Raw genomic sequence first — 21,434 nt, 5'->3', positions numbered from 1 at the left:
CGGCGGGCGATTGATGGGCCTCACCGCTTGCCCTGTACGGGGTCAACGCATCCGTTCCGGGGATCGTTCCCACGACGCGGCCCCGCAGGCCGGGAAATGTGCCTGCGGGGCCGTGTCGTCGGTCACATGCAGTTGCGGTTCTCTCAGGGTCCTCTTAGAGAGCGAGCCCGCCGGGCGTACCGGTCAGGGCGCGGGCACCCGCGGGGTGTCCCGTGGGTCGGCCACGGCGCGGACGCTGCTGCGCCGCCGCGACGCCTTGCCGGCCCCGGTGTCCTTCTTCGACGGCACCGAGTGGCCGTAGACGGTCTCCATCAGCACCGGCCAGTCGTGGCGCAGTGCGTCACGGCCCATGAACAGCCCCAGGTGGCCCGCGGTCGCCGTCCGGTAGGTGACGTCCGCGGCCGGGGTCCCGACCTTCTCCGCCGCCGCGAACAGCTGCGGGGCCGGGGTGATGTGGTCCGCGGAGCCCGCCAGCAGCAGCAGCGGGCAGTCGATCGCCCCCATGTCGACGGTCCGGCCGTCGACGGTGAGCGTGCCCTTGATCAGCCGGTTCTTCCAGAACAGGTTCTCCACCAGCCACAGGTAGAACGCGCCGGGGATGTCCTGGGTGTACTTGAACCAGTCCTCGAACACCCGGTAGCGCTCGACGTGGGTGGGGTCGTCGATGTTCTCCAGCAGCTGCAGCTGCCGGGAGATCTCCGACTGCGGCTGGATCGAGATGAAGTTCGACAGCACCGCCGAGCCCGGCATGTTGCCGCCGCCCGCGGCGACCAGCGCCTTGTACGGCGCCATCCCCATCGTCCCCGCCATCAGCCGGGTCGAGGCGGCGATCACCGACTCGCCGGCGTGGAAGTCGATCGGCGCCCCGGCCAGGGTCAGGGTGTTCACCCGGTCCGGGTGCAGTGCGGCGTAGATCGTCGCCAGCCAGCCGCCCTGGCAGTCGCCCACCAGGTTGGCCTTCCCGCCCATCCGCCGGATGGACCGGTCGATCACCTCGAGGTAGTCGGTGATCGTGACGTTCTTCGTCGCGGTCGTGGCGGGCCGCCAGTCCAGCGCGTAGACCTTCGTCAGGCCCGAGGCGCGGATCATGGCGATCTGGCTCTGCTGCGGCGAGTAGTCCACGACGGTCGAGGAGTGCCCGGCCTGGGGCGGCAGCACCAGGGTGGGGACCACGTCGTCGTCGCGGTGCTCGGCGGCGGTGAAGTCACGCAGCGACGCGAACGGCGTCGACAGCACGACCTCGTTGGCCAGGTGCCAGGTCGGCTCGCGCCGGTCGGCCATCGCCGAGATCCACAGGAGCCCGCGCCGGGCGGCGTCACCGGGCCGGGCGATCCGCTGGACCGCGTCGATCCAGTAGGCGCCGGTGGCCCGGCCGACCTCGGCCACCACCTTGGTCAGGTTCCGGGTGTTGTACGACACGAGGTACCGGAGGGGGTCCGGCCGGTCGTCGCTCCCGGTGGCCGCGGCCACGGGGGTCTCGGGAAGGGCACGCGGTCCGTGCTCCCTGGAGGGTGCGGACCGTCGGGTGATCGCCGTGCTCATGGGCCTCTCCCATCAACTCTGATGACCGGGGGCTATCCGGGTTACCGAACGGTAAAACGCGATCGGTATGCCAAGCAAGCGCTGGCCTACTCCGGAGTAGTGCTTGCTTCGCTTAGCGCAGGTGAGAGGCCTTACAACAATCCGGGGCTGCCTACCGGTGAGTACGCGGTCACCATGTGTCCATCCCGTTGCGCCTCCCGTTCCCTCAGGGAGCGCGGGAACCCAGGCACGGAGACCGAACCGGCCGTCAGGAGTGACGAACAGTGACCACGCAGCCCGTACCCCAGCCCGAGTCCGAGAACGGCAGCGCCGCCGCGTCGAACCAGGCCGCGGAGGTGCTGCGACGGCAGGCGGCCGGCCTCGTGCGGGACCTGCGCGAGCTCGCCAGCCCCGAGGGGCTCGCCGCGAAGGTCGACCCGGTCGGCTTCGGCGGGGCGCTCGGCGAGGCCGCCCGCTCGCTGGCCACCCGGCCCGGCGCGGTGCTGCGCACCGGGCTGGGCTTCGGCGTCGACTCGGCCAAGGCCGTGTCCGCCGCGGCCGCGCGCGCCGTCGGCCGGACGACCACCGGTCCGGCGTCGCTGCCCGAGAAGGACAAGCGCTACGCCGACCCGGCCTGGGAGGGCAACGCCTGGTACTACCTGGCCCGCCAGGAGCACAGCCTGCTCGCCGACCGGCTGACCGAGCTGTCGCAGGCCGCCCGCGTCTCGCCGACCGCGCGCCGCAAGCTGGACTGGCTGGTCGGCCAGATCGTCGAGGCGCTGGCCCCGCCGAACGCGATCGTCACCAACCCGGCCTGGCCGAAGAAGATCGTCGAGACCGGCGGGCTGAACATCGTGCGGGGCGCGCGCAACATGCTGCGCGACGCCGTGCAGAACCAGGGGATGCCGCGCCAGGTCACCCCCGGCGCCTTCCAGGTGGGCAAGGACCTCGCGGTCACCCCGGGCCACGTGGTCTTCCGCAACCGGCTGATCGAGCTCATCCAGTACGAGCCGCAGACGGACAAGGTGCACGAGGTCCCGCTGCTCATGAGCCCGCCGTGGATCAACAAGTACTACATCATGGACCTCGCGCCGCAGAAGTCGCTGGTGGAGTGGGCGGTGCAGCACGGCCACACCGTCTTCATGATCAGCTACCGCAACCCGGACTCGTCGCTGGCCGACGTGACGATGAGCGACTACCTGCAGGAGGGCCCGGTCACGGCCCTGGACGTCGTCCGCGAGATCACCGGCCGGGACACGGTCAACGTCGCCGGGCTCTGCCTGGGCGGCGCGCTCTCCGCCGCGATGACGGCGTGGCTGGAGGCCAAGGGCGACCAGCGCGTCAACTCGCTGACCCTGATGAACACGCTGCTCGACTACTCCGGCCCGGGCCAGCTGGGCGTGTTCACCGACGAGAAGACGGTGGACCGGCTCGAGCGGAGCATGCGCAAGGACGGGTACCTGCCCGCCACCAGCATGAAGACGACCTTCGACCTGCTGCGGGCCACCGACCTGGTCTGGAACTACGTCGTCAACGACTGGATGCTCGGCGAGGACCCGAAGCCGTTCGACATGCTGACCTGGAACTCCGACTCCACCCGCATGCCGGCCGCCATGCAGACCGAGTACCTGCGCACGCTGTACCTGGAGAACCGCTTCGCCGAGGGCAAGCTGGAGCTCGCGGGGGAGCGGCTCGACGTGGCCGACATCCGGCCCGACAGCTACATCGTCACCGCCGAGTCGGACCACATCGCGCCCTGGAAGTCGGTCTACACCGGGGCGTCGAAGCTCGGCGGTACGGTGCGGTTCGTGCTGTCGAACTCCGGGCACATCGCGGGCGTGGTCAACCCGCCGTCGCCGAAGTCGCGGCACTGGTTCGGCGAGAGCGACGACCTCCCGGCCCGCGCCGAGGACTGGCGCGACGACGCCACCGAGCGCAAGGCCTCCTGGTGGGAGGACTGGACGCCGTGGATCGCCGAGCGCGCGGGCAAGGAGGTCGCGGCGCCGAAGAAGATCGGGTCGGACGCGCACCCGCCGCTGGAGCCCGCTCCCGGCCGTTACGTGCTGAGCGGCTGAGCCGCCGCCCGCCACCCCGCCGCCGCCCCGGTGATCACCGCTGGTCACCGGGGCGGTGGCGTGTCCACGATGGACGCTGGTCCGTGCTGTCCACTGTCGACACTGCATCGGATGCGTGCGCAACCGCCGTCCGGCGGGGAGAATGCGTCGCCATGGACCGCGTACGTTCTGTGCCCGCGTGCCGGCGACCGCCGCGCGGGACCCTCCGGGCGGGGACGCCGTGAGCCGCGCGGGGGAGGCCCGCACGCACGGCGGGCGCCGGCCGCGGACCGCCGGGGAGACCGCCGCCGACGAGCTGCGCGAGAACGGCCGCCGGGCCGCCGAGGACGCGTGGAGTGCTCAGGTGAACGCCCTGGGCGGGTTCATCCGGGCGCAGCGCCAGATGGCCAAGCTCTCGCTGCGCGAGATGGCGGCGATGACCAAGGTGTCCAACGCCTACCTCAGTCAGGTCGAGCGGGGGTTGCACCAGCCGTCGCTGAAGGTGCTGCGCTCGATCGCCGACGCGCTGCACCTCAACACCGACCAGATGCTCAGCCGGGCCGGCTGGTCGGTCGGCGACCCGGACACCGCGGGCGACGCCGCGCCGGCCGAGGAGGCCGCCTCCGTGGCCGCGCCGCCGCCGGGTGTCGAGGCCGCGATCGAATCCGACGCGCGGCTGTCCGACGAGCAGAAGGCGGCCCTGCTGGGGGTGTACCGGAGCTTCGTGCAGCGGGACTGAGCTGCCCTGCTTGACATACTTAACGGGTGTGCGTAGTTTTCTTGGCATGCCGGGGTGCTCGTCAGCACCCCGTCCACGCCGAGAAACGTCTCCCGGGAGGGAAGTACCGATGACCGCCTCCACCGAGCAGTTCGTCGACATCGCCAAGCGCGGCCAGGACCTGGTCACCGAGTCCGTCCGCGGGTGGACCGAGGCCGCGAGCGGCCTGGCCCGCCAGTTCGGCGCCGGTGACCGCCCGCAGCTGCCCGACGCGGGTGCCGCCGTCGAGCGCGTCTTCGACTTCTACGAGCAGGTGCTCGGCCACCAGCGCGAGTTCGCCCGTACCGTCGTCGGCGCGGGCACCTCGGTGTTCGACCAGGTCACCGAGCAGGCGACCAAGGCCGCCGAGGCCGTGACCGAGCACGCCGGGCGCAGCACCGAGGCCGCCGCGGAGAAGACCGCGCGCGCCACCCGGAGCGCCGCCGGCAAGTGACCCCGCGCGACGACGGCCCCCACCCGGCCCTCGGGTGGGGGCCGTCGTCGTGTGTGACCGGGTCGCGCTGTCCCTACCCACCGGTCCGCGCCAGGGTGGCCCCATGAGCCCCCGCACCCGGCCCCGCCGCATCGCGATCGCCTGCCAGGGCGGGGGCAGCCACACCGCGTTCACCGCGGGCGTCCTGGCCCGGCTGCTGCGCTCGGACGCGCTCGGCTCCGCCGCGGACCCGGCCGAGGTCGTCGCGATCTCGGGCACCTCGGGCGGCGCGATCTGCGCACTCGTCGCCTGGGACCGGCTGCGCGACGGCCAGACCCCCGACCGGCGCGAGGCCGCGGCGACGGCGCTGGAGGAGTTCTGGGCCGACAACGCCGCCCGCACCCCGCTGGAGCGCCTCACCAACCTGGGCGTGGTGACGGCGGGCGCGCTGCAGGGGCTCGGGCTCGTCCCGGCAGGCACCCCGTACCTGGTGCCGCGCCCGTTCGACGGCACCCGCCAGTTCCTCGACCTGGTCTCGCGGCACGTGGACTTCGCCGCCATCGGTCCGGACCCGGCAGGCGCCGCGCCGCTGCTGCTGCTCGGCGCCGTCGACGTGCTGACGGGGGAGTTCCGGGCGTTCTCCAGCCGCACCGACACCCTGACCGCCGAGACCGTGCTCGCCTCGGCCGCGATCCCCACCCTGTTCCGCGCGGTGCACACCGCGGGCGGCGTCTACTGGGACGGGCTGTTCTCGCAGAACCCGCCCACCCGCGACCTGCTCGACACCGACCCCGACGAGCTGTGGGTCGTGCAGATCAACCCGTCGGAGATCGACGGCGAGCCGCGCAGCCCGATCGAGATCGCCGACCGGCGCAACGCACTGGCCGGCAACCTGTCGCTCAACCAGGAGCTCGGGTTCATCGAGACGATCGACCGGCTGCTCGCCGACGGGAGCCTCGGCCCGGACTCGGGCTACCGGCAGGTGACCGTCCGGGTGCTGGAGATGCCGGCCGGCGCGGTGCGGTCCCGGTTGCTCGGTGCCGCCTCCAAGATCGACCGCGACGTCGCGTTCCTCGACCACCTGCAGCGCCGGGGCGCCGCCGCGGCCGACCGGTTCCTCGGCGCGCTGGCCTTCGAACGGGCGGTGCGCGACGGCGACCCGGTCGCGCTCGCGGCCGCCGTCACCCCGGACGCGACCCTGACCTCGACCGCCCCGTTCCGGGAGCGGCCGTCCCCGGTGCCGCTGCTCGCCCACCTCGGTGAGCTGCTCGACGGGGAGTTCACCGTCGACCCGACCCGCAAGCAGGTCGCCCGCGACACCGCGGAGTGGGCGGTGCGGGTGCACCGCGACGGCGGTGTCACCGACGGGCTGGCCGAGGCCGGCCTCGACGACGACGGCCGGGTCACCGCGCTGCGGCTCGGGCCACGCCCCTGACCCCGGGCCCGGATCAGAACGGGATCAGCGGCACCACGACCAGCCGCGCCAGCAGCACGGCCACGAACACGATCAGCACCGACAGGTCCAGCCCGACCGCGCCCATCCGGACCGGCTGGACGCGGCGGCGGATCGGGGCGACGACCGGCTCGGTCAGGCCGTGGGTGACGCGGCGGGCGGTGTCGAGCACGGCGCCGCCGCGCCCGGAGCCGAGCACGTCGATCCAGTCCACGACGACCCGGGCGACCAGCACGAGCTGGAACAGCCCCAACAGCCAGGACAGCAGGTAGGCGACCATGTCCCCATCGTCCCCTTTCCGGCTGAGAGTCCGGTGAGAGACGGCTGAGACGTGGGCCCGGTACCGGGCTCAGACCTCGACCAGGACCGTGAACGGGCCGTCGTTGACCGACTCCACGGCCATCTGCGCGCCGAACTCCCCGGTCCCGACCGTGGCGCCGCGCCCGCGCAACGCGGCCACCACCGCGTCGACGACCGGCTCGGCGTCCTGCGGGCGGGCCGCCGCCGACCAGGACGGCCTGCGTCCCTTGCGGGTCTCGCCGTACAGGGTGAACTGGCTGACCACCAGCAGCGGGGCGCCGGCGTCCGCGCACGAGCGCTCGTCGCGCAGGAGGCGCAGCTCGTGCAGCTTGCGGGCCATCGTGTCGACCTTCCGCGCGGTCGCGGCGGGGTCGGTGCCGACGTCGTCGGCGTGCACGCCGAGCAGCACCAGCAGCCCGGGCCCGATCTCACCGGACACCCGCAGCGGTGTGCCGTCGGGCGCCTCGACCGTCACCGACGCCCGTCGTACGCGGGCGACGACGGCCCTCACCCGACCGGCCCCGACGGCGACGCGGCCGCGGTCCGCGCGGGCACCGGGTGCGGCCAGCCGTCGACCGGCTGGAGCAGGCCGTGCCGGACGAACTCCCGCACCGCGGGCAGCGTCGCCGCGACGAGCGCGTCGACCGGCAGGTCGTGGGCGTAGGACAGCAGCGCGAGCAGCTCGGACAGCGGCAGGTCGCCGCGGCAGCCGGCCAGCAGCGCCGCGGCCGGGGCGTCGACGGGGTGTTCCCAGCCGGGGCCGCCCCAGCGGCGCACGGTCGTCGACAGCTCGGCCCAGCCGCCGTCCGGGTCGACCGACGAGGCCGACTCGAGCACCGTCTCCGGGGCGAGCAGCAGCCGCGCGCCGAGCAGGTCCTCGTCGCGGGTGTGGGCGCGCAGCCAGTCCACCCGGTCCAGCCAGCCGGTCATCTCCCGGCCCAGGCCCTCGCCCAGCTCGCCGGGCAGGTCCTCGACCACGACGGTCGGCTCGCTGTCGGTGCGGCGCAGCATGAGGAAGCCGAACCCGACCCCCTCGACCCGCTCGGCGGCCATCCAGTCCAGCCACGCCCCGGCCTGCTCGCGGGCCGCCCGGGAGGTCGGGACCAGCCCGGCGTCGCGCTGCCAGGTGCCGACGTGCAGGCCCGGGTCGACGACCTCGCGCTGCAGGACCCAGGCGTCGACGCCGTCGGGCAGCCAGGACCGCACCCGGTCCGGCCAGTCCTCGCCGCGCACGTGCAGCCACGACCCCAGCAGCTGCGCGACCCCGCCCGGGTTGAGCAGGCCGGGCAGCTCGCCCAGCAGTCCGGCCAGCGCGGAGTCCCCGGCCGCACCGGAGTCGCGGTAGACGTAGTCCACCCGCGGCGGGCCCGGCACGAACGGCGGGTTGGACACCACCTGGTCGAAGCGCTCCCCGGCCACCGGGGCGAACCACGGGCCCTCCCGCAGGTCGACCTCCACCCCGGACAGCCCCAGCGACAGCCGGGCCAGCGCCAGCGCGCGCGGCAGCACGTCGGTCGCGGTGACCCGCAGCGCGTGCCGGGAGCCGTGCAGCGCCTGCACCCCGCAGCCGGTGCCCAGGTCGAGCAGGGTGCCGACCGGGCGGCGGACGGTCGCCGCGGCCAGCGTCAGCGACGCCCCGCCGACGCCGGTGACGTGCTCGCGGTCCTGCCGCGCGGCCGGGGTGTCGATGTCGGACACGACCCACCAGTCGGTGCCCGGCTCGCCGTCGCCGCCGGGGCCCTCGCCGTAGGGGCGCACGTCCAGTGCGGCCCGGATGCCCTCCGGGGTGCGGCGCAGGATCCGGCCCTCCAGCAGCGGGTCCAGGTCGCCGAGCGCCGCGGTCACCGCCGGCTCGGGCTCGGTGTCCTCCAGCAGGAACAGCCGCACCAGGGTGCCGAGCTCCCCGCCGTCGCGGCTGGCCCGGGCGGCGGGCTCCGGCTCGCCGCGGGTCAGCGCGTCGTGCGCGGAGCGGCCCAGCAGGGCGCGCACGCCGTCCGGGGTGTAGCCGGCGTCGAGCAGGCAGCCGCGGACGCGTTCGATGTCACCGGCGTCGAGATGGGGGAGCACCCGCCCATTGTCGCGTGCCATCCTGTGCGGCATGAGCGGGATCTGCATCGCCCAGGAACCGGAGGCCGACGCGCTGCTGGAACGCGAGCCCCTCGCGCTGCTGATCGGCATGCTGCTCGACCAGCAGATCCAGATGGAGGTCGCGTTCCGCGGCCCGCTGAAGCTGCACGAACGCCTCGGCGGGCTCGACGTGCGCGTCATCGCCGACCACGACCCCGAGGGGTTCGCGACGCTGGCCACCACCCCGCCCGCCATCCACCGCTACGGCGGCTCGATGGCCAGGCGGGTGCAGGAGATGTGCCGCGCGATCGTCGAGGACTGGGACGGGGACCCGGCCGCGATCTGGACCCGCGACGACCCCGACGGGCGCGAGGTGCTGCGCAGGCTCAAGGCGCTGCCCGGCTACGGCGAGCAGAAGGCGAAGATCTTCGTCGCGATCCTCGGCAAGCAGTACGGGGTCACCCCGGACGGCTGGCGGGAGGCCGCCGGGGACTACGGCGCCGACGGCACCCGGCTCTCCGCGGCCGACGTCGTCGACTCCCGGACCCTGCTCGAGGTGCGCGACACGAAGAAGGCGATCAAGGCCGCGGCGCGCGAGAAGAAGGCCGCTGCGGCGAAGTGATCCGCCGGCAGGGCTAGCATCACAGGCGTGCACAAGGTTCCGGAGGCGCTCGCCGGCGCACGCGTGATCGACCCGGACCAGGTCTGCGACGCCGTCGCGGTGCTCGCCGACGCCACCAAGGTGGCCGAGGTCGCGACCGTCCTGGACGTCCTGGGCGAGGTCAACCGCCTGTCGCTGCTGCTCGCGCTGCAGCACGCCGGGGACCTCTGCGTCTCCGACCTCGCCGTCGCCGTCGGGATGAGCGACTCGGCCGTCTCGCACGCGCTGCGGCTGCTGCGCGCGCACGGCATGGTCACCGCCCACCGGGAGGGGCGGCTGGTCCGCTACCGGCTGACCGACGGGCTCGCCCGCCGCGTGCTGGAGATCGTGTCGGCGGTCGCCGTCGCCCCGGGCGCGCTGCATGCGCACGGCGCCGACGACGGGGACGCGTCGTGACGCCCGCGATGATCGAGCAGGTCCGCCCGCCGGTCCCGGCGGAGAAGCTCGACCACGAGATCGCCCGGCTGCTCGACGCCCTCCAGTCGGTCTACGACGACGGCTGGTACCCCGAGCTCGAGGTCGTGCGCCCCTGGTCGACGCACAACCCGCGCATCTCCGGGGAGTTCGCCCGGCCGTGCGCGATCCGCCGCTACCTGCACCGGGAGCTGCGCGGACTGCTCGCCGCCGGGGCCACCGTCACCGCCCGCGCGGCCCGCCCGGCCCGGGCGTTCACTGACCCGGAGTTCTTCGCCGCGCTCGACGAGGACCGCTTCGACCTGCGGGTCAAGAAGCTGTTCCTGTTCGGCCCGGAGCGCATGGCGCTCTCGCTGGACCGCCTCTCGCACTACACCGGCACCCCCGCCGAGTCCTTCCAGCGGCACGTGCTGTTCACCAACTACGCGATGCACGTCGAGTCGTTCCTGGAGCGCTTCCCCGACGCCGAGCGGCCCGACCGCGCCGGCGTCCAGATGCCCGCCTACCACCACCCGGGCGCCGACGGCGACGGCGTGACCCTGGTGAACATCGGCGTGGGCCCGGCCAACGCCAAGACCGTCACCGACCACCTCGCCGTGCTCCGCCCGGACACCATGATCATGATCGGGCACTGCGGGGGCCTGCGGAACCGCCAGGAGCTGGGCGACTTCGTGCTGGCCACCGCCTACCAGCGGGCCGACCACGTGCTCGACGAGGTGCTCCCGGCCGACGTGCCGGTCATCCCGAGCATCCGGCTCAACGGCTACCTGATGGACGCGCTCGGCGCGGCCGAGGCGACCTGGCGGCCGGGGGTCGTGCACACCACCGACAACCGCAACTGGGAGTTCAACCAGGCCGCGACGCTGCACCGGATGCGGCTGGCCCGCGCGGTCGCGGTGGACATGGAGTCCGCGACGATCGCCGCCAACGGGTTCCGCTACCGGATCCCGAACGCGACCCTGCTGTGCGTGTCGGACAAGCCGCTGCACGCCGAGCCCAAGCTGGCCGGCGGCGCGCGGGCGTTCTACGAGGCGAGCAAGCGCAAGCACCTCGGGATCGCGCTGGACGCGCTGGACCGGGTCCGCGACGAGCACCCCGACGGCCTGCCCGGCTCCGAGGTCCGCTCCGCCGACGAGCCGCTGCTCGGCAACGGGCCCGACGGCGCCTGACCGGCGGCCCGGGCGACGGCGGGGGTCAGAGCGGCCGCGTGTACCCGGTCCGGTCGGGCTCGTAGCCCAGCCGCGCCAGGAACCGGTGCGGCCCGTCCCCGGCGGTGTCCCCGGCCTGCGCCAGGACGGCGCCGCGGGCCCGCCCGTGCTCGTGCGCCCACTCCACCAGCGCCGACCCGACCCCGCGCCGTCGCCACCCGACGGCGACCCGCAGCCCCTCGACCTGCAGCCGGGTCGCGCCGCGCAGGGCGGGCCCGGGCAGGATCGTCAGCTGCACGGTCGCGACCACCCGGCCGTCGCCGGCGCGGGCGACCGCGAGGAACCGGCCGGGGTCGCGGTCCAGGGCGTCGAAGGCCTCCTCGTAGGGCGCGAGGTCCGGGTCGTCGGCGTCGGCGTCCCCGGAACCCGACAGCAGCGCGACGACCGCCGCCACGTCGGCCCGGGTGGCCCGGTCGACGACGAGCCGGTCCCCGGCCAGCACGACGTCCGCGCCCGCCGGGTGGGCGCTGGACCGGACGCCGTCCACGACCCGGTCCAGCCAGGCGCCGACGTTCTCCCGGGCCTCGTCGGTGTCGGGGTAGCGGCAGCGCAGGTGCAGACCCGCCTCGTCGAGGATGAACCACACCATCACGCCGTCGGCGTCGCCCGCCGAGCTGACGTACTGCGCGTCGAGCCCGGCGTGGTCGATGCGCACCGGCAGCCGTCGCAGGTCCAGCCACGAGATCGCGAACATGCCGGGCGCCTCGGGCATCCCGCCCCACGGGGCCAGCACGTCGTCGAGCGGCCAGGAGCCGAGCCGCACGGCCTCGCGGACGGCGTCGGCGCAGGCCCGCGGGTCCGGGTCGCGCGCGTCGATCACCGCGTTGGTGATGAACCAGCCGACCGAGCCGTGCCAGCGGTCGTCGTAGCGGCTGTGCACGGGGAACACCGCGCGCAGCGGGGCGTGCGCCAGCTCCCGGGTGGTGCGGGTCATGACCGAGGTGACCAGTGCCAGCGTCGAGACCCCGGACCGGCGGGCCCGGCGCTCGAACAGCGCGCAGTCGTCGACGCCGAGCACGTCACGCACCTCGACGCGCTCCGGGGGAGCGGGGGTGAGCTCGCCCAGCGGCAGCGGGAAGCGGGGCATCACGTCGCCGCCCGCGGCCAGGATCTCGGCCCAGCGCTGCCGGACCCCGTCGGGCGCGGGCTCCCGGCCGGCCAGGGCGGCGGTGTGCTCGGCGAAGGGGCGCACGGTCCCGGGCGGCAGCGTCCCGCCCAGGCCCTGCACGAGGTCGCGCAGGACCACCAGCAGCGACCACATGTCCACGTGGGCGTGGTCGGCGGCCACGACGAGCGTCGGCCGGTCCGCGGTGAGGATCACGCAGAGCCGGTGCGACGGCGCCGCATAGGGGGTGCAGCGCTCGTCGAGCATCCGGCGGACGGCGTCGTCGACGGCCTGGCCGGGCGCGACCGGGTGGGTGACCCAGCGGCCGGGACGCAGGTCCACCTCGTGCAGCCGGGGGCCGGCCGGGCCGGGGGAGAACACCGTGCGCAGCGTCCCGTGCCGGCGCAGCACCGCCAGCCAGGCCCCGGCCAGCGCGTCGAGGTCCACCGCGGGCAGCCGGCAGGTGATCGCCATCCACGAGCCCGGCCGGTCCCCGCGGCCGACGTGGCGGCGCTGGTCGAACGAGACCGGGACCGGGTGCCCGGTCCGGCCGACGGCGACGTCGTAGCCGAGCAGCGTCCCGTAGGGCAGGCGCAGGTGCGTCACGCTCGTCAGCCGCATGGCCATAACCTAGGCCGACGAAGATCGGGAGGCGTAGCGCATGGCCACGTTCGGGATCGCCGGGGCGACACTGGACTTCGACGTCCGCGACACCTCCGGTGGTCCGGCGGTGGTGGCGCTGCACGGCCTCACCTCCAGCCGTCGCCGTGAGGCCCTGATGCGGCTCGACATCGCCTCCCGGGTCGAGGGCGTGCGGCTGCTGCGCTACGACGCGCGCGGCCACGGCCGCTCCGGTGGTACCGCCGATCCCGCGGACTACCGGTGGCCCGCGCTGGCCCGGGACCTGCTGGGGCTGCTCGACCACGTCGTGCCGGGGGAGCGGGTGCACGGGGTCGGGCCGTCGATGGGCGCCGGGACGCTGCTGCACGCCGCGCTGGCCGAACCGGGCCGGTTCGCCAGCCTCACCCTCATGCTGCCGCCGACCGCCTGGGGGACCCGCCGCGCCCGGTCCCGCGACTACGAGCGGTCCGCGTCGGCCGTGGAGGCCGACGGTGTCGCGGCGCTCGACGCCGGTGCCGACGACGCGGACCTGCCCCCGGCCGCCCGGGGCCGCCCGCGGACCGGGCCCGACGTGCGTGCCGAGCTGCTCCCGGCGATCCTGCGCGGCGCGGCCGCCACCGACCTCCCCGCACCGGAGGAGCTGGAGCGGATCACGGTGCCGGTGCAGGTACTGGCCTGGACCGGGGACCCGGGCCATCCGGAGTCCACCGCGCAGACCCTGCGGGAGCGGCTGCCCGCGGCCGGACTGTCGATCGCGGCGACCCCGGACGACGTCGTCTGGTGGTCGCGGCTGCTCGCCGCGCGGCTGCGCCGCTGGGAGACGCTCGACCCCACCGTCGACGGCGGGCCCGCGGGTGTGCGCGAGGCGACCGGCGGGCGCCCGCGCGGGGATCGCGTAGGGGTGTCACCATGGAAAGGGAGGTGGTTCGACAGTGGCTGAGCGGCGACGCGTGGACCCCGTTCTCATCACGGACGCGCAGATGTCCTACGAAGAGGAACTGGAGATCCGCAAGCGGCGCTACAAGTGGACGATGGGCATGCGGATCCCGTGCATGATCCTCGCCGGCGTCTTCTACCAGATCCCGTGGGTCGCGGTGACCCTGCTCGCGATCTCGGTGCCGTTGCCGTGGATCGCGGTGCTCATCGCGAACGACCGGCTGCCGCGCAAGGCGGAGACGCCCAACCGGCACCGGCAGGACCACCGGGCGATCGAGACCGGCCCGCGTCCGGTGATCGACCAGGGCGGCGACGATCCCGCCGGCCCCCGGCCCACCACCGACGACGAACAGCCCACGGGGACCACGGGGGGCGGCACCGCCTCCCCGCCCTGAGGTCGGTCTCGGGCATCATGGACGCCATGTCCACGACGACGCTGCCCGAGGTCGACACCCGGCCGGAGACCACCGACAAGACCGGTGACGACCGGCCGGACATGTTCCACTACGTCAAGAAGGACCGGATCGCCGAGAGCGCGGTCCTGGGGAACATGGTCGTGGCGCTGTGCGGCGAGACCTTCCCGGTGACCAAGTCGCCCAAGCCGGGGTCGCCGGTGTGCCCGCAGTGCAAGGAGATCTTCGAGGGGCTCCCCCCGGGTGGCGGCGACGGGGAGTGAGACCCCTCAGCCCCGCGCGAGCAGCATCCGCAGCGGGGTGGAGGACGGATCGCCGGGCACCGTGCGCAGCACGGTCTCGGTGACCATCCCGGCCGACCGGTAGAGCGCCAGCGCCGCGACGTTGTCCGCGGCCACCTCGAGCCACAGCCGCCCCGGGCCCGCCCACGGCGGCCCCTCGGGGGCGTCGCCGCTCGCTCCGGGCACCCCGGCGACGGCGAGGGCGGCACCGAGCAGGGCCCGTCCGGCCCCGGTGCCGCGCCGGTCGGGGTGGACCACGAGCCGGTGCAGCTCGACCCCCGGTTCCGGGCCGCGGGGTGCGGCCAGCACGGCGTAGCCCGCCGGGCCGGGCTCGCCCGGGCGTTCCAGGAGCAGGTGCAGCCGCGCGGGGTCGGCCGCGGCGTCGTCGTGCCACTCCGGTCCGCAGGCGACGCCGATGCCCGGGGCGCCGTCGTCGAGCGCGGCCAGTGCGGCGGAGTCCGCCGGGCCGCGCCACGGGCGCAGGACGGAGTCCCGGGCCGGGCGTGCGGGCGTCGTGCGTTCACCGGTCGTCCGTGCGGGGGTCGCCACCCGGCCATCGTGCGTCCACCCGCGCGGTCCCGCTCGGCCGGGGCCGCGGTGGCGGGGTCAGGACCGCAGGAAGGCGTCGATCTCCGCCGCGAACGGCTCCGGGTCGAGCAGCAGCTCCAGGTGGCCGCCGGGGTAGCGGCTGATCCGGGAGCGGCGGATCCCGCGGTGCAGCATCGTGGCGTTGCCGCGCGGGACGATCGGGTCGTCGTCGCCGGCGATGATCAGGGTGTCCGCGGTGATCGCCGGCAGCAGCGGCAGGCTGGTCCAGCCCGAGAGCGCCATCAGCTGGTAGTAGTAGCCGCGCATCGGGCCGCGCCGGGCCCCCGCGCCGAGCGCCTCCGCGGCCCGTTCCGGGTGGTCGCGCAGCGAGCCGCCGTAGATGCGGGCGGCGACGGCGTCGACGTAGGACGGGTCCTGGTGGCGCTTCGGCGAGGTCATGACCGCCATCACCCGCGGCGACGCCGGGATCATCAGCGCCCCCGGACCGGTCGCGGCCAGCACGAGCTTGCGCACCCGGCGGCGACGGCTGATCGCCAGCTGCTGGGCCAGCATCCCGCCCCAGGAGAACCCCAGGACGTCGGCCTCCCGCACGCCCAGCTTCGTCAGCACCTGCCCGAGCCGGTGCGCCATCCACGTCAGGTGGTACGGCATCCGCGGCACCGCCGACCCGCCGATGCCCGGCGGGTCGAACCGGATGACGTCGAGGTCCGCGGGCAGCGCCGCGACCAGCGGGTCGAGCACGTCGGTGGCGGCGCCGATGCCGTTGCACAGCAGCAGCGGGGTGCGGCGGGGGCCCGGGCCGGAGGCGGGGCGACGCACGACGCGCAGGGCACGGCCGCCGACGAGCACGTCGTGCTCCTCGAGGCCCGCGCCGCCCACGGGCCGGGAGCTGGAAGTGGTCATCACCGCCGAGCCTAGGTGCCACGGCCGGGCGGTGGGGTGCGGACGGCCCCGGGTGTGACGATCCCGGACCCCACCCTCAGACGGGGGCGGGCTCGCCCAGGTAGGTCCCCGGGGCCGGGAACAGCGGGCGCAGACGACGTCCGCCCAGCTCCGGGGGCGCGTCGCGCATCGTGCCGGAGCGTTCGACCAGCCAGGCGGCCAGGTCGTCCCACCAGGAGCCCCCGACGGCCTCGGCCCCGGCCCGCCAGCGCTGCGCCACGCCGTCGCCGGTGGAGCAGGGTGCCGCGCGGAACCCGGTCGCCACCGACGGCGGCGCGATCAGCGCGCCCGCCTGGTCGCCGGGGGCCAGGACGAGCCGGCAGGCTCCCCCGAGGCGCTGCGCGGTGCGGTACCCGCCCGTCCAGGGCTGCACCGGGTCGTCGTCGGCGGCGACGAGGTAGCTGTCGCGACGCAGCTCGGCGAACCGCACGGGGGTGCCGAGGACCCGCACGTCGGGCCGGTCCGGGCCCGCGCCGTCGCCGGAGGCCGCGGCCAGCGCGGCGAGGTCGGTGTGCAGCCCGGCGGGCAGCGGCAGCAGGTCGGACACCCAGGCCCGCATCGCCCGCGCGGCGCGCCCGTCCAGGTCGGCGGTCCCGCCACCGTGCGGCACCGCCCACGGCAGCACCCGGTCCGGCCCGCGCCGCCACGCCCAGGCCCGCACCGCCGTCGCGCCGTCGAGGACGCCGTCGCGGGCGGCCAGGCCCGCGGTCTCGGCGACGGTCGCCGGGTCGGGGGCGAAGCCGGGCAGCGCGTCGGACTGGTCGAGGACGGTCGCCAGGTAGGCGACGGCGGCGACCCGGTCGTCGAGCCCGATCGCGGCCTGGTGGGCCTGCACCGCCGCGGTCAGCAGCCCGCCGGTGCGGACGCCGAGCAGCGACACCCGCGGGGCGCGGGTGATGCGCCCGCAGGCGTCGACGGCGTCGAGGACGGCGGCGGCGTGCGCGTCGAGGTCGCGATCGGCGTCGGCGGGGCCCGCCGGGCGCCAGGACAGCGCGAACACCTGCAGGCCCTTCCCGAGCAGGTGCTCGACCAGGGAGTACCCGGGCGCGAGGTCGGCCAGCCAGTAGCGGTGCACCAGCGGCGGGACGACCAGCACCGGGGTGTCGTGCACCTTCTCGGTCCGCGGCAGGTACTGCAGCAGCTCGAACATCGGGGTGCGCAGGACGACCGCGCCGGGCGTGGCGGCGACGTCGCGGCCGGGGACGGGGCCGCCCCGGGCGTCGCGGGCGCCGGTGTCGAAGGGCACCGAGGGCGTGTCGGCGCCGGGCGGTGTGAAGACCCGGTCGGCGACCTCGGCCGCTGCCGGGGAGTCCTGGGGGCCCGCGGTCCCGAGGGCGACCCGACCGTGATCGTCGTCCGGGAAGGGATCGATGCCGTCGGTGGCAGCGTTCCCTTCCGATCCGGTGATCACGAGGGGGCCCGGGCCGGGGAGCAGCAGGGCGGTCAGCCCCGCGAGGGTCGCGCGCAGCCGCTCGGCGTCCGCGGCGGGCAGCGGCACGTCCGGGCTCGCGACGGCGTCGTCGAGCAGCCCGGAGACCGCCCCGGTCGTCGCGAGCAGCACCTGGGCCGCGCACCGCGCCACCGGCGCGACCGGACCGGCGGGCACGTCCGGGGCGAGGGCGGAGCGGCCCAGGCCGACCCGGCCCAGCTCGGCGACCCAGTCGCCGCCGCGGCGCAGGAGCAGCAGCGGCCGGGCGGAGACCGCGGCCGCCAGCCGCAGTCCCGCCGCGGGCAGGGCGAGGGGGCCGGCGTCGGCTGGGGTGCGGTCGCGCTCGCTCATCACCTCCATCATCCCCACCGCCACCGGTCGCGGCGCGTTCACCCCGTCGTCGGACGGCGTTCGGACCGGACCGGCACGGTGACCCGGTCGCGCCGCACGAGACCCCGGAGCCCGATGAGCACCGTCACCCCGTCCACCCCGTCCCCGCAGGCGTCCCCGGCCGGGACGGGTGCGTTCCTGCGGGAGTTCCTGCGCGACCCGCTGCGCACGGCGTCGGCACTGCCGAGCTCCCGGGCGCTGGCCCTCGCCGCCACCGCACCGGTCCCCGCGACCGGGGACCCGGTCGTCGTCGAGCTGGGGCCGGGCACCGGGGCGTTCACCGACGTCGTCGCCGAGCGGCTCGGCGGCCGCGGCCACCACCTGGCCGTCGAGCTGAACCCGCGCCTGGCCGCGCTGCTGCGGGCCCGCCACCCCGGGCTCGACGTCGCCGTCGCCGACGCGGCCGAGCTGCCCGCGCTGCTCGCCGCCCGCGGGCTCGGCGGCGCCGACGTCGTGGTCTCCGGGCTGCCGTGGGCGGCCTACCCGCGCGACGAGCCCTGGCTGACCGACGTCGTCGCCGGCTGCCTGCACCCCGACGGCGCCCTGACCCAGTTCGGCTACTCGGTGACCCGGGCCCTGCCGCCCGCCCGGCGGCTCCGGCGGCGGCTCGCCGCGGCGTTCGAGGAGGTCGTGCACGGCCGCACGGTGCTCGCCAACGTCCCGCCCGCGTTCGTCCTCACCGCCCGCCGTCCGCGGCCGCCCCGGGGCTGACCTGGCCCGTCGCCGCCGGGGAGGTCCCGGGCCCGCCCACCGGGCGGTGACGGTGCGGCCCCCGGCTACCCTGATCCGCGCCCCGCAGCCCGGTCGGCGTCGACGCGCGGACCTGCCGGGGATCGCCGGTTCCCGCCCGGGAACGACCCACGGACCAGGGGAGACGTGTGTCGCAGACCCAGCTCGTGTCGCCCGAGACCCGCCCGCTGCGCGCGTGGCAGCGCAGCGCACTCGCCCGCTACCTCGCGACCTCGCCGCGGGACTTCCTCGCGGTCGCGACCCCGGGCGCGGGCAAGACGACCTTCGCCCTGCGCGTCGCGTCGGAGCTGCTGCGCGACCGGGTCGTCGACGCGATCACCGTCGTCACCCCGACCGAGCACCTGAAGTACCAGTGGGCCGAGTCGGCCGCGGCCGCCGGCGTCGCGCTCGACCCGGAGTTCCGCAACTCCGCGGGCGGTACCTCGCGGGACTACCAGGGCATCGCGATCACCTACGCCGGTGTCGCCGCGCACCCGATGCTGCACCGCAACCGCACCGAGAACCGCCGGATGCTGGTGATCCTCGACGAGATCCACCACGCGGGCGACGCCAAGAGCTGGGGCGAGGGCGTCTACGAGGCGTTCGAGCCCGCCACCCGGCGCCTCGCCCTGACCGGGACGCCGTTCCGCTCCGACGACAACCCGATCCCGTTCGTCGAGTACGTCCCCGACGCCGAGGGCGCCCCGCGCAGCCGGGCCGACCACCAGTACGGCTACGCCGAGGCGCTGGCCGACAACGTGGTCCGGCCGGTCGTCTTCCTGGCCTACTCCGGTACGTCCAACTGGCGCACCAGCGCGGGCGAGGAGATCTCCGCCCGGCTGGGGGAGCCGCTGACCCGCGAGCAGACCGCGATGGCCTGGCGGACCGCGCTGGACCCCTCGGGCGACTGGATGCCCGCGGTGCTCGCCGCTGCCGACCGGCGCCTGCAGAGCCACCGCGACGGCGGCATGCCCGACGCGGGCGGCCTCGTCATCGCCACCGACCAGACGGCCGCCCGTGCCTACGCCGCGCTGCTCACCGGCATCACCGGGGTCCGGCCCGCGGTCGTCCTGTCCGACGAGGCGGGCGGCTCGGACCGGATCGCGGAGTTCTCCCGCTCGACCGAGCGGTGGATGGTCGCGGTCCGGATGGTGTCCGAGGGTGTCGACGTGCCGCGCCTGGCCGTCGGCGTCTACGCCACCAGCGCCTCCACCCCGCTGTACTTCGCCCAGGCCATCGGCCGGTTCGTGCGGTCGCGGCGGCAGGGCGAGACCGCGTCGGTGTTCGTCCCCAGTGTCCCGGTGCTGCTCGGCCTGGCCAGCGAGCTGGAGGCCCAGCGCGACCACGTCCTCGGCAAGCCGCAGCGGCCCGAGGAGGTCTGGAACGACGCCGAGCTCAACGAGGCCAACAAGGTCAAGGACGAGCCCGGCGAGCAGGAGAAGGCGTTCACCTCCCTCGGCGCCGACGCCGAGCTGGACCAGCTGATCTACGAGGGCGCCACCTACTCCGCCGACGAGGAGGACTACCTCGGGCTGCCCGGGCTGCTGGAGCCCGACCAGGTGCGCACCCTGCTGTCCCAGCGGCAGGCCGACTGGATCGCGAAGGGCTCGCCGCGCACCGGCGCCCAGGCCCGCGCCACCCCGGCGACCGAGCCCACCCCGCCGCCGGCCGCCGAGCGCGGCCAGAGCGTGCGGGAGCGGCTGCAGACGCTGCGCAAGGAGCTCAACACCCTGGTCGCGCTGCACAACCACAAGACCCGCAAGCCGCACGGGAAGATCCACAACGAGCTGCGGGCGCACTGCGGCGGCCCGCCGGTGGCGATGGCGACCATCGTGCAGCTCGAGGAACGCATCGCGACCCTGCGGTCCTGGCGCTGAGAGCCGCCCTGCCGGGCCGCCGTGTCGCCGTCCTGGCCCTGTCCTGCCGGAGGCCGTCGCGGCCCGTGCGGGCGCGGCGGGGTCGGCCCGCCACCGCCGCGGGACCTCCGCGCCACCGCGACGACCACGACATCGGCGCGGCGACAGCGACGACGGCGCGGCCGGCCACCCGGTGATCCGTTCTGCGCGCGCAGATCCGCTCGGCGCGCGCGGCCGGACACGCGCGCCGAGCGGATCTGCGCGCGAACCGTGGATCTGCGCGCGAACCGTGGATCTGCGCGCGGACTGCGGCTCGGCGCGCGGCCGCGGGTCGGCGAGCGGACGTGGCACCGCCCGAGCGGTCAGGACGGGGCGGACCGATCCCGGGCGGACGCGGCGGGGACGGGGACGGGCTCGTCGCCGTCGCGGGACCGCAGCGCCACGGCGAGGACCACCAGGCCGATCCCGACCGCCTCCAGCGCCCCCGGGAGCTGCCCCAGCACGACGAGCCCGACCAGCGTCGCGGTGGCGGGCAGCAGCGCCAGCAGGACCGCGAACCGGGCCTGCCCGACCCGGCGCAGCACGACCTGGTCCAGCACGTAGGGGACCACCGAGCTGAGCACACCCAGCCCGACGGACAGGCCGAGCACCACCGGATCGGCGAGCGGCGCGAGGTTCGCGACGCCGAACCCGGTCGCGGCACCCGCACCCCCGGTGAACAGCAGCGGGACCAGGACGACGGCGGCCACGGTGAACCCGGTCGCCAGGTCGTCGATGCCGGAACCGGCCCGCGCGACCCGCTTGCCCAGCACGATGTAGGCCGCCCACATCGCCGCCGCACCCAGCGCCCACAGCACCCCGGCGGGACTGCCGGACCAGCGGACGTCGGCGATGAGGAGCACGCCCGCCGCGGCCAGGCCGACCGCGCCGACGTCGCGGAACCGGCGCGAGGCGAGCGCCGCGACCAGGACCGGGCCGGTGAACTCGACCGCCACCGCGGTGCCGAGCGGCAGCCGCGCGATCGCCTCGTAGTAGGCGACGTTCATCAGCGCCGTGGCCAGCCCGAACGTCCCCGCGCGGACGAGCCGGACGCCACGCCAGGCGTCGCGGCCGGGACGGCGCCACGCCAGCAGGACCAGCGCGGCACCGATGAGGCGCAGCTCGGCGACCGCCGACGGCGCGAGCCGGTCGAACAGCCCGACGGCCAGCGCGGCCCCCACGTACATCGAGGTCCCACCGGCCAGGAACAGCAACGGAGCGGGAACACGATCGGGCGACGGGCGGGGACTCACCCGGCCAACGTAGACCGCGACAC

21 protein-coding genes are annotated in these 21,434 nt (G+C 75.5%); 12 read left to right on the top strand and 9 right to left on the bottom strand.

The window, feature by feature from the left end:
• Nucleotides 1–183: 183 nt before the first annotated feature.
• Entirely contained in the window at nt 184–1,470 is a 1,287-nt protein-coding gene (locus KPF22_RS18625) for an alpha/beta fold hydrolase (protein ID WP_062402508.1), read from the bottom strand.
• A 335-nt stretch (nt 1,471–1,805) separates the two neighbouring features.
• Between KPF22_RS18625 and KPF22_RS18620 the strand changes: the two genes are divergently transcribed.
• From KPF22_RS18620 to KPF22_RS18605, 4 genes are all read left to right on the top strand, one after another.
• Nucleotides 1,806–3,596, top strand: a complete 1,791-nt coding sequence (locus tag KPF22_RS18620) for an alpha/beta hydrolase (RefSeq protein ID WP_224402812.1) — start codon at nt 1,806–1,808, stop codon at nt 3,594–3,596.
• 220 nt (nt 3,597–3,816) lie between these two features.
• On the top strand, nt 3,817–4,314 hold the full coding sequence (locus KPF22_RS18615) for a helix-turn-helix domain-containing protein (RefSeq protein WP_224402811.1): 498 nt from the start codon (nt 3,817–3,819) through the stop codon (nt 4,312–4,314).
• Nucleotides 4,315–4,423: 109 nt separating this feature from the next.
• Entirely contained in the window at nt 4,424–4,786 is a 363-nt protein-coding gene (locus tag KPF22_RS18610) for a hypothetical protein (RefSeq protein ID WP_062402515.1), read from the top strand.
• 103 nt (nt 4,787–4,889) lie between these two features.
• Nucleotides 4,890–6,200, top strand: coding sequence for a patatin-like phospholipase family protein (locus KPF22_RS18605; RefSeq protein ID WP_224402810.1), 1,311 nt, complete (start codon nt 4,890–4,892; stop codon nt 6,198–6,200).
• 13 nt (nt 6,201–6,213) lie between these two features.
• Here KPF22_RS18605 and KPF22_RS18600 read toward each other — a convergent pair whose 3' ends face one another.
• The 3 genes from KPF22_RS18600 to KPF22_RS18590 form a co-directional block, all read right to left on the bottom strand.
• Nucleotides 6,214–6,498: a YggT family protein gene (locus KPF22_RS18600; RefSeq protein WP_224402809.1), complete on the bottom strand. Its 285-nt coding sequence runs from the start codon at nt 6,496–6,498 to the stop codon at nt 6,214–6,216.
• A gap of 69 nt (nt 6,499–6,567) precedes the next feature.
• Nucleotides 6,568–7,029 (bottom strand): D-aminoacyl-tRNA deacylase, encoded by a 462-nt coding sequence (gene dtd, locus KPF22_RS18595; protein ID WP_208819543.1) that lies wholly within the window; start codon nt 7,027–7,029, stop codon nt 6,568–6,570.
• Nucleotides 7,026–8,585, bottom strand: a complete 1,560-nt coding sequence (locus tag KPF22_RS18590; protein ID WP_224402808.1) for a methyltransferase — start codon at nt 8,583–8,585, stop codon at nt 7,026–7,028. The genes dtd and KPF22_RS18590 overlap by 4 nt, the downstream gene beginning before the upstream one ends.
• A 31-nt stretch (nt 8,586–8,616) precedes the next feature.
• Here KPF22_RS18590 and KPF22_RS18585 point away from each other — a divergent pair, with 31 nt between their 5' ends.
• Genes KPF22_RS18585 through KPF22_RS18575 form a run of 3 tightly spaced genes read left to right on the top strand, consistent with a single transcriptional unit; the run spans nt 8,617 to nt 10,829 of the window.
• On the top strand, nt 8,617–9,207 hold the full coding sequence (locus KPF22_RS18585; protein WP_179760274.1) for an HhH-GPD-type base excision DNA repair protein: 591 nt from the start codon (nt 8,617–8,619) through the stop codon (nt 9,205–9,207).
• Between the two features lie 27 nt (nt 9,208–9,234).
• On the top strand, nt 9,235–9,642 hold the full coding sequence (locus KPF22_RS18580) for a helix-turn-helix transcriptional regulator (protein WP_062402532.1): 408 nt from the start codon (nt 9,235–9,237) through the stop codon (nt 9,640–9,642).
• Nucleotides 9,639–10,829 carry an AMP nucleosidase gene (locus KPF22_RS18575; RefSeq protein ID WP_100880327.1) on the top strand — a complete coding sequence of 397 codons (1,191 nt, stop codon included), beginning with the start codon at nt 9,639–9,641 and terminating at the stop codon, nt 10,827–10,829. Before KPF22_RS18580 ends, KPF22_RS18575 begins: the two co-directional genes overlap by 4 nt.
• 25 nt (nt 10,830–10,854) lie before the next feature.
• Here KPF22_RS18575 and KPF22_RS18570 read toward each other — a convergent pair whose 3' ends face one another.
• The gene (locus KPF22_RS18570; RefSeq protein ID WP_208819549.1) at nt 10,855–12,594 is read right to left on the bottom strand and encodes a GNAT family N-acetyltransferase; all 1,740 of its coding nucleotides are present in this window, start codon (nt 12,592–12,594) and stop codon (nt 10,855–10,857) included.
• A 40-nt stretch (nt 12,595–12,634) separates the two neighbouring features.
• Here KPF22_RS18570 and KPF22_RS18565 point away from each other — a divergent pair, with 40 nt between their 5' ends.
• Genes KPF22_RS18565 through KPF22_RS18555 form a run of 3 tightly spaced genes read left to right on the top strand, consistent with a single transcriptional unit; the run spans nt 12,635 to nt 14,206 of the window.
• On the top strand, nt 12,635–13,534 hold the full coding sequence (locus tag KPF22_RS18565; RefSeq protein WP_224402807.1) for an alpha/beta fold hydrolase: 900 nt from the start codon (nt 12,635–12,637) through the stop codon (nt 13,532–13,534).
• Complete coding sequence (locus KPF22_RS18560; RefSeq protein ID WP_224402806.1) at nt 13,527–13,925, top strand: DUF3099 domain-containing protein; 399 nt, start codon at nt 13,527–13,529, stop codon at nt 13,923–13,925. The genes KPF22_RS18565 and KPF22_RS18560 overlap by 8 nt, the downstream gene beginning before the upstream one ends.
• Nucleotides 13,926–13,951: 26 nt before the next feature.
• Nucleotides 13,952–14,206 carry a DUF3039 domain-containing protein gene (locus tag KPF22_RS18555; RefSeq protein ID WP_062404655.1) on the top strand — a complete coding sequence of 85 codons (255 nt, stop codon included), beginning with the start codon at nt 13,952–13,954 and terminating at the stop codon, nt 14,204–14,206.
• Between the two features lie 6 nt (nt 14,207–14,212).
• Here the strand turns inward: KPF22_RS18555 and KPF22_RS18550 are convergent, their stop codons facing one another.
• The 3 genes from KPF22_RS18550 to KPF22_RS18540 form a co-directional block, all read right to left on the bottom strand.
• Nucleotides 14,213–14,773 carry an N-acetyltransferase gene (locus tag KPF22_RS18550; protein WP_224402805.1) on the bottom strand — a complete coding sequence of 187 codons (561 nt, stop codon included), beginning with the start codon at nt 14,771–14,773 and terminating at the stop codon, nt 14,213–14,215.
• Between the two features lie 57 nt (nt 14,774–14,830).
• Nucleotides 14,831–15,676 carry an alpha/beta fold hydrolase gene (locus KPF22_RS18545; RefSeq protein ID WP_062404658.1) on the bottom strand — a complete coding sequence of 282 codons (846 nt, stop codon included), beginning with the start codon at nt 15,674–15,676 and terminating at the stop codon, nt 14,831–14,833.
• Between the two features lie 76 nt (nt 15,677–15,752).
• Nucleotides 15,753–17,495 carry a hypothetical protein gene (locus KPF22_RS18540; RefSeq protein WP_224402804.1) on the bottom strand — a complete coding sequence of 581 codons (1,743 nt, stop codon included), beginning with the start codon at nt 17,493–17,495 and terminating at the stop codon, nt 15,753–15,755.
• 114 nt (nt 17,496–17,609) lie between these two features.
• On the opposite strand from KPF22_RS18540, the gene KPF22_RS18535 reads away from it, so the two are divergent.
• Both KPF22_RS18535 and KPF22_RS18530 read left to right on the top strand, forming a co-directional pair.
• Nucleotides 17,610–18,245: a class I SAM-dependent methyltransferase gene (locus KPF22_RS18535; RefSeq protein WP_208819558.1), complete on the top strand. Its 636-nt coding sequence runs from the start codon at nt 17,610–17,612 to the stop codon at nt 18,243–18,245.
• Between the two features lie 167 nt (nt 18,246–18,412).
• On the top strand, nt 18,413–20,140 hold the full coding sequence (locus tag KPF22_RS18530; RefSeq protein WP_224402803.1) for a DEAD/DEAH box helicase: 1,728 nt from the start codon (nt 18,413–18,415) through the stop codon (nt 20,138–20,140).
• A 341-nt stretch (nt 20,141–20,481) separates the two neighbouring features.
• Here the strand turns inward: KPF22_RS18530 and KPF22_RS18525 are convergent, their stop codons facing one another.
• Nucleotides 20,482–21,345 carry a DMT family transporter gene (locus KPF22_RS18525; protein ID WP_208819642.1) on the bottom strand — a complete coding sequence of 288 codons (864 nt, stop codon included), beginning with the start codon at nt 21,343–21,345 and terminating at the stop codon, nt 20,482–20,484.
• Nucleotides 21,346–21,434 lie beyond the last annotated feature (89 nt).

The sequence above is a fragment of the Pseudonocardia sp. ICBG1034 genome, from assembly GCF_020131375.1.
GTDB classification, from domain to species: Bacteria; Actinomycetota; Actinomycetes; order Mycobacteriales; family Pseudonocardiaceae; genus Pseudonocardia; species Pseudonocardia alni.
Note: the sequence above shows the minus strand (reverse complement) of the source record. Positions and strands in the feature narration are given on the sequence as shown.

Bases quoted from the DNA above. Each gene is read 5' to 3' on its own strand.
- KPF22_RS18610 (WP_062402515.1), top strand. From the start codon at position 4,424: ATGACCGCCTCCACCGAGCAGTTCGTCGACATCGCCAAGCGCGGCCAG.
- KPF22_RS18605 (WP_224402810.1), top strand. From the start codon at position 4,890: ATGAGCCCCCGCACCCGGCCCCGCCGCATCGCGATCGCCTGCCAGGGC.
- KPF22_RS18600 (WP_224402809.1), bottom strand. From the start codon at position 6,498: ATGGTCGCCTACCTGCTGTCCTGGCTGTTGGGGCTGTTCCAGCTCGTG.
- KPF22_RS18585 (WP_179760274.1), top strand. From the start codon at position 8,617: ATGAGCGGGATCTGCATCGCCCAGGAACCGGAGGCCGACGCGCTGCTG.
- KPF22_RS18570 (WP_208819549.1), bottom strand. From the start codon at position 12,594: ATGCGGCTGACGAGCGTGACGCACCTGCGCCTGCCCTACGGGACGCTG.
- KPF22_RS18565 (WP_224402807.1), top strand. From the start codon at position 12,635: ATGGCCACGTTCGGGATCGCCGGGGCGACACTGGACTTCGACGTCCGC.
- KPF22_RS18555 (WP_062404655.1), top strand. From the start codon at position 13,952: ATGTCCACGACGACGCTGCCCGAGGTCGACACCCGGCCGGAGACCACC.
- KPF22_RS18545 (WP_062404658.1), bottom strand. From the start codon at position 15,676: ATGACCACTTCCAGCTCCCGGCCCGTGGGCGGCGCGGGCCTCGAGGAG.
- KPF22_RS18540 (WP_224402804.1), bottom strand. From the start codon at position 17,495: ATGAGCGAGCGCGACCGCACCCCAGCCGACGCCGGCCCCCTCGCCCTG.
- KPF22_RS18535 (WP_208819558.1), top strand. From the start codon at position 17,610: ATGAGCACCGTCACCCCGTCCACCCCGTCCCCGCAGGCGTCCCCGGCC.
- KPF22_RS18525 (WP_208819642.1), bottom strand. From the start codon at position 21,345: ATGTACGTGGGGGCCGCGCTGGCCGTCGGGCTGTTCGACCGGCTCGCG.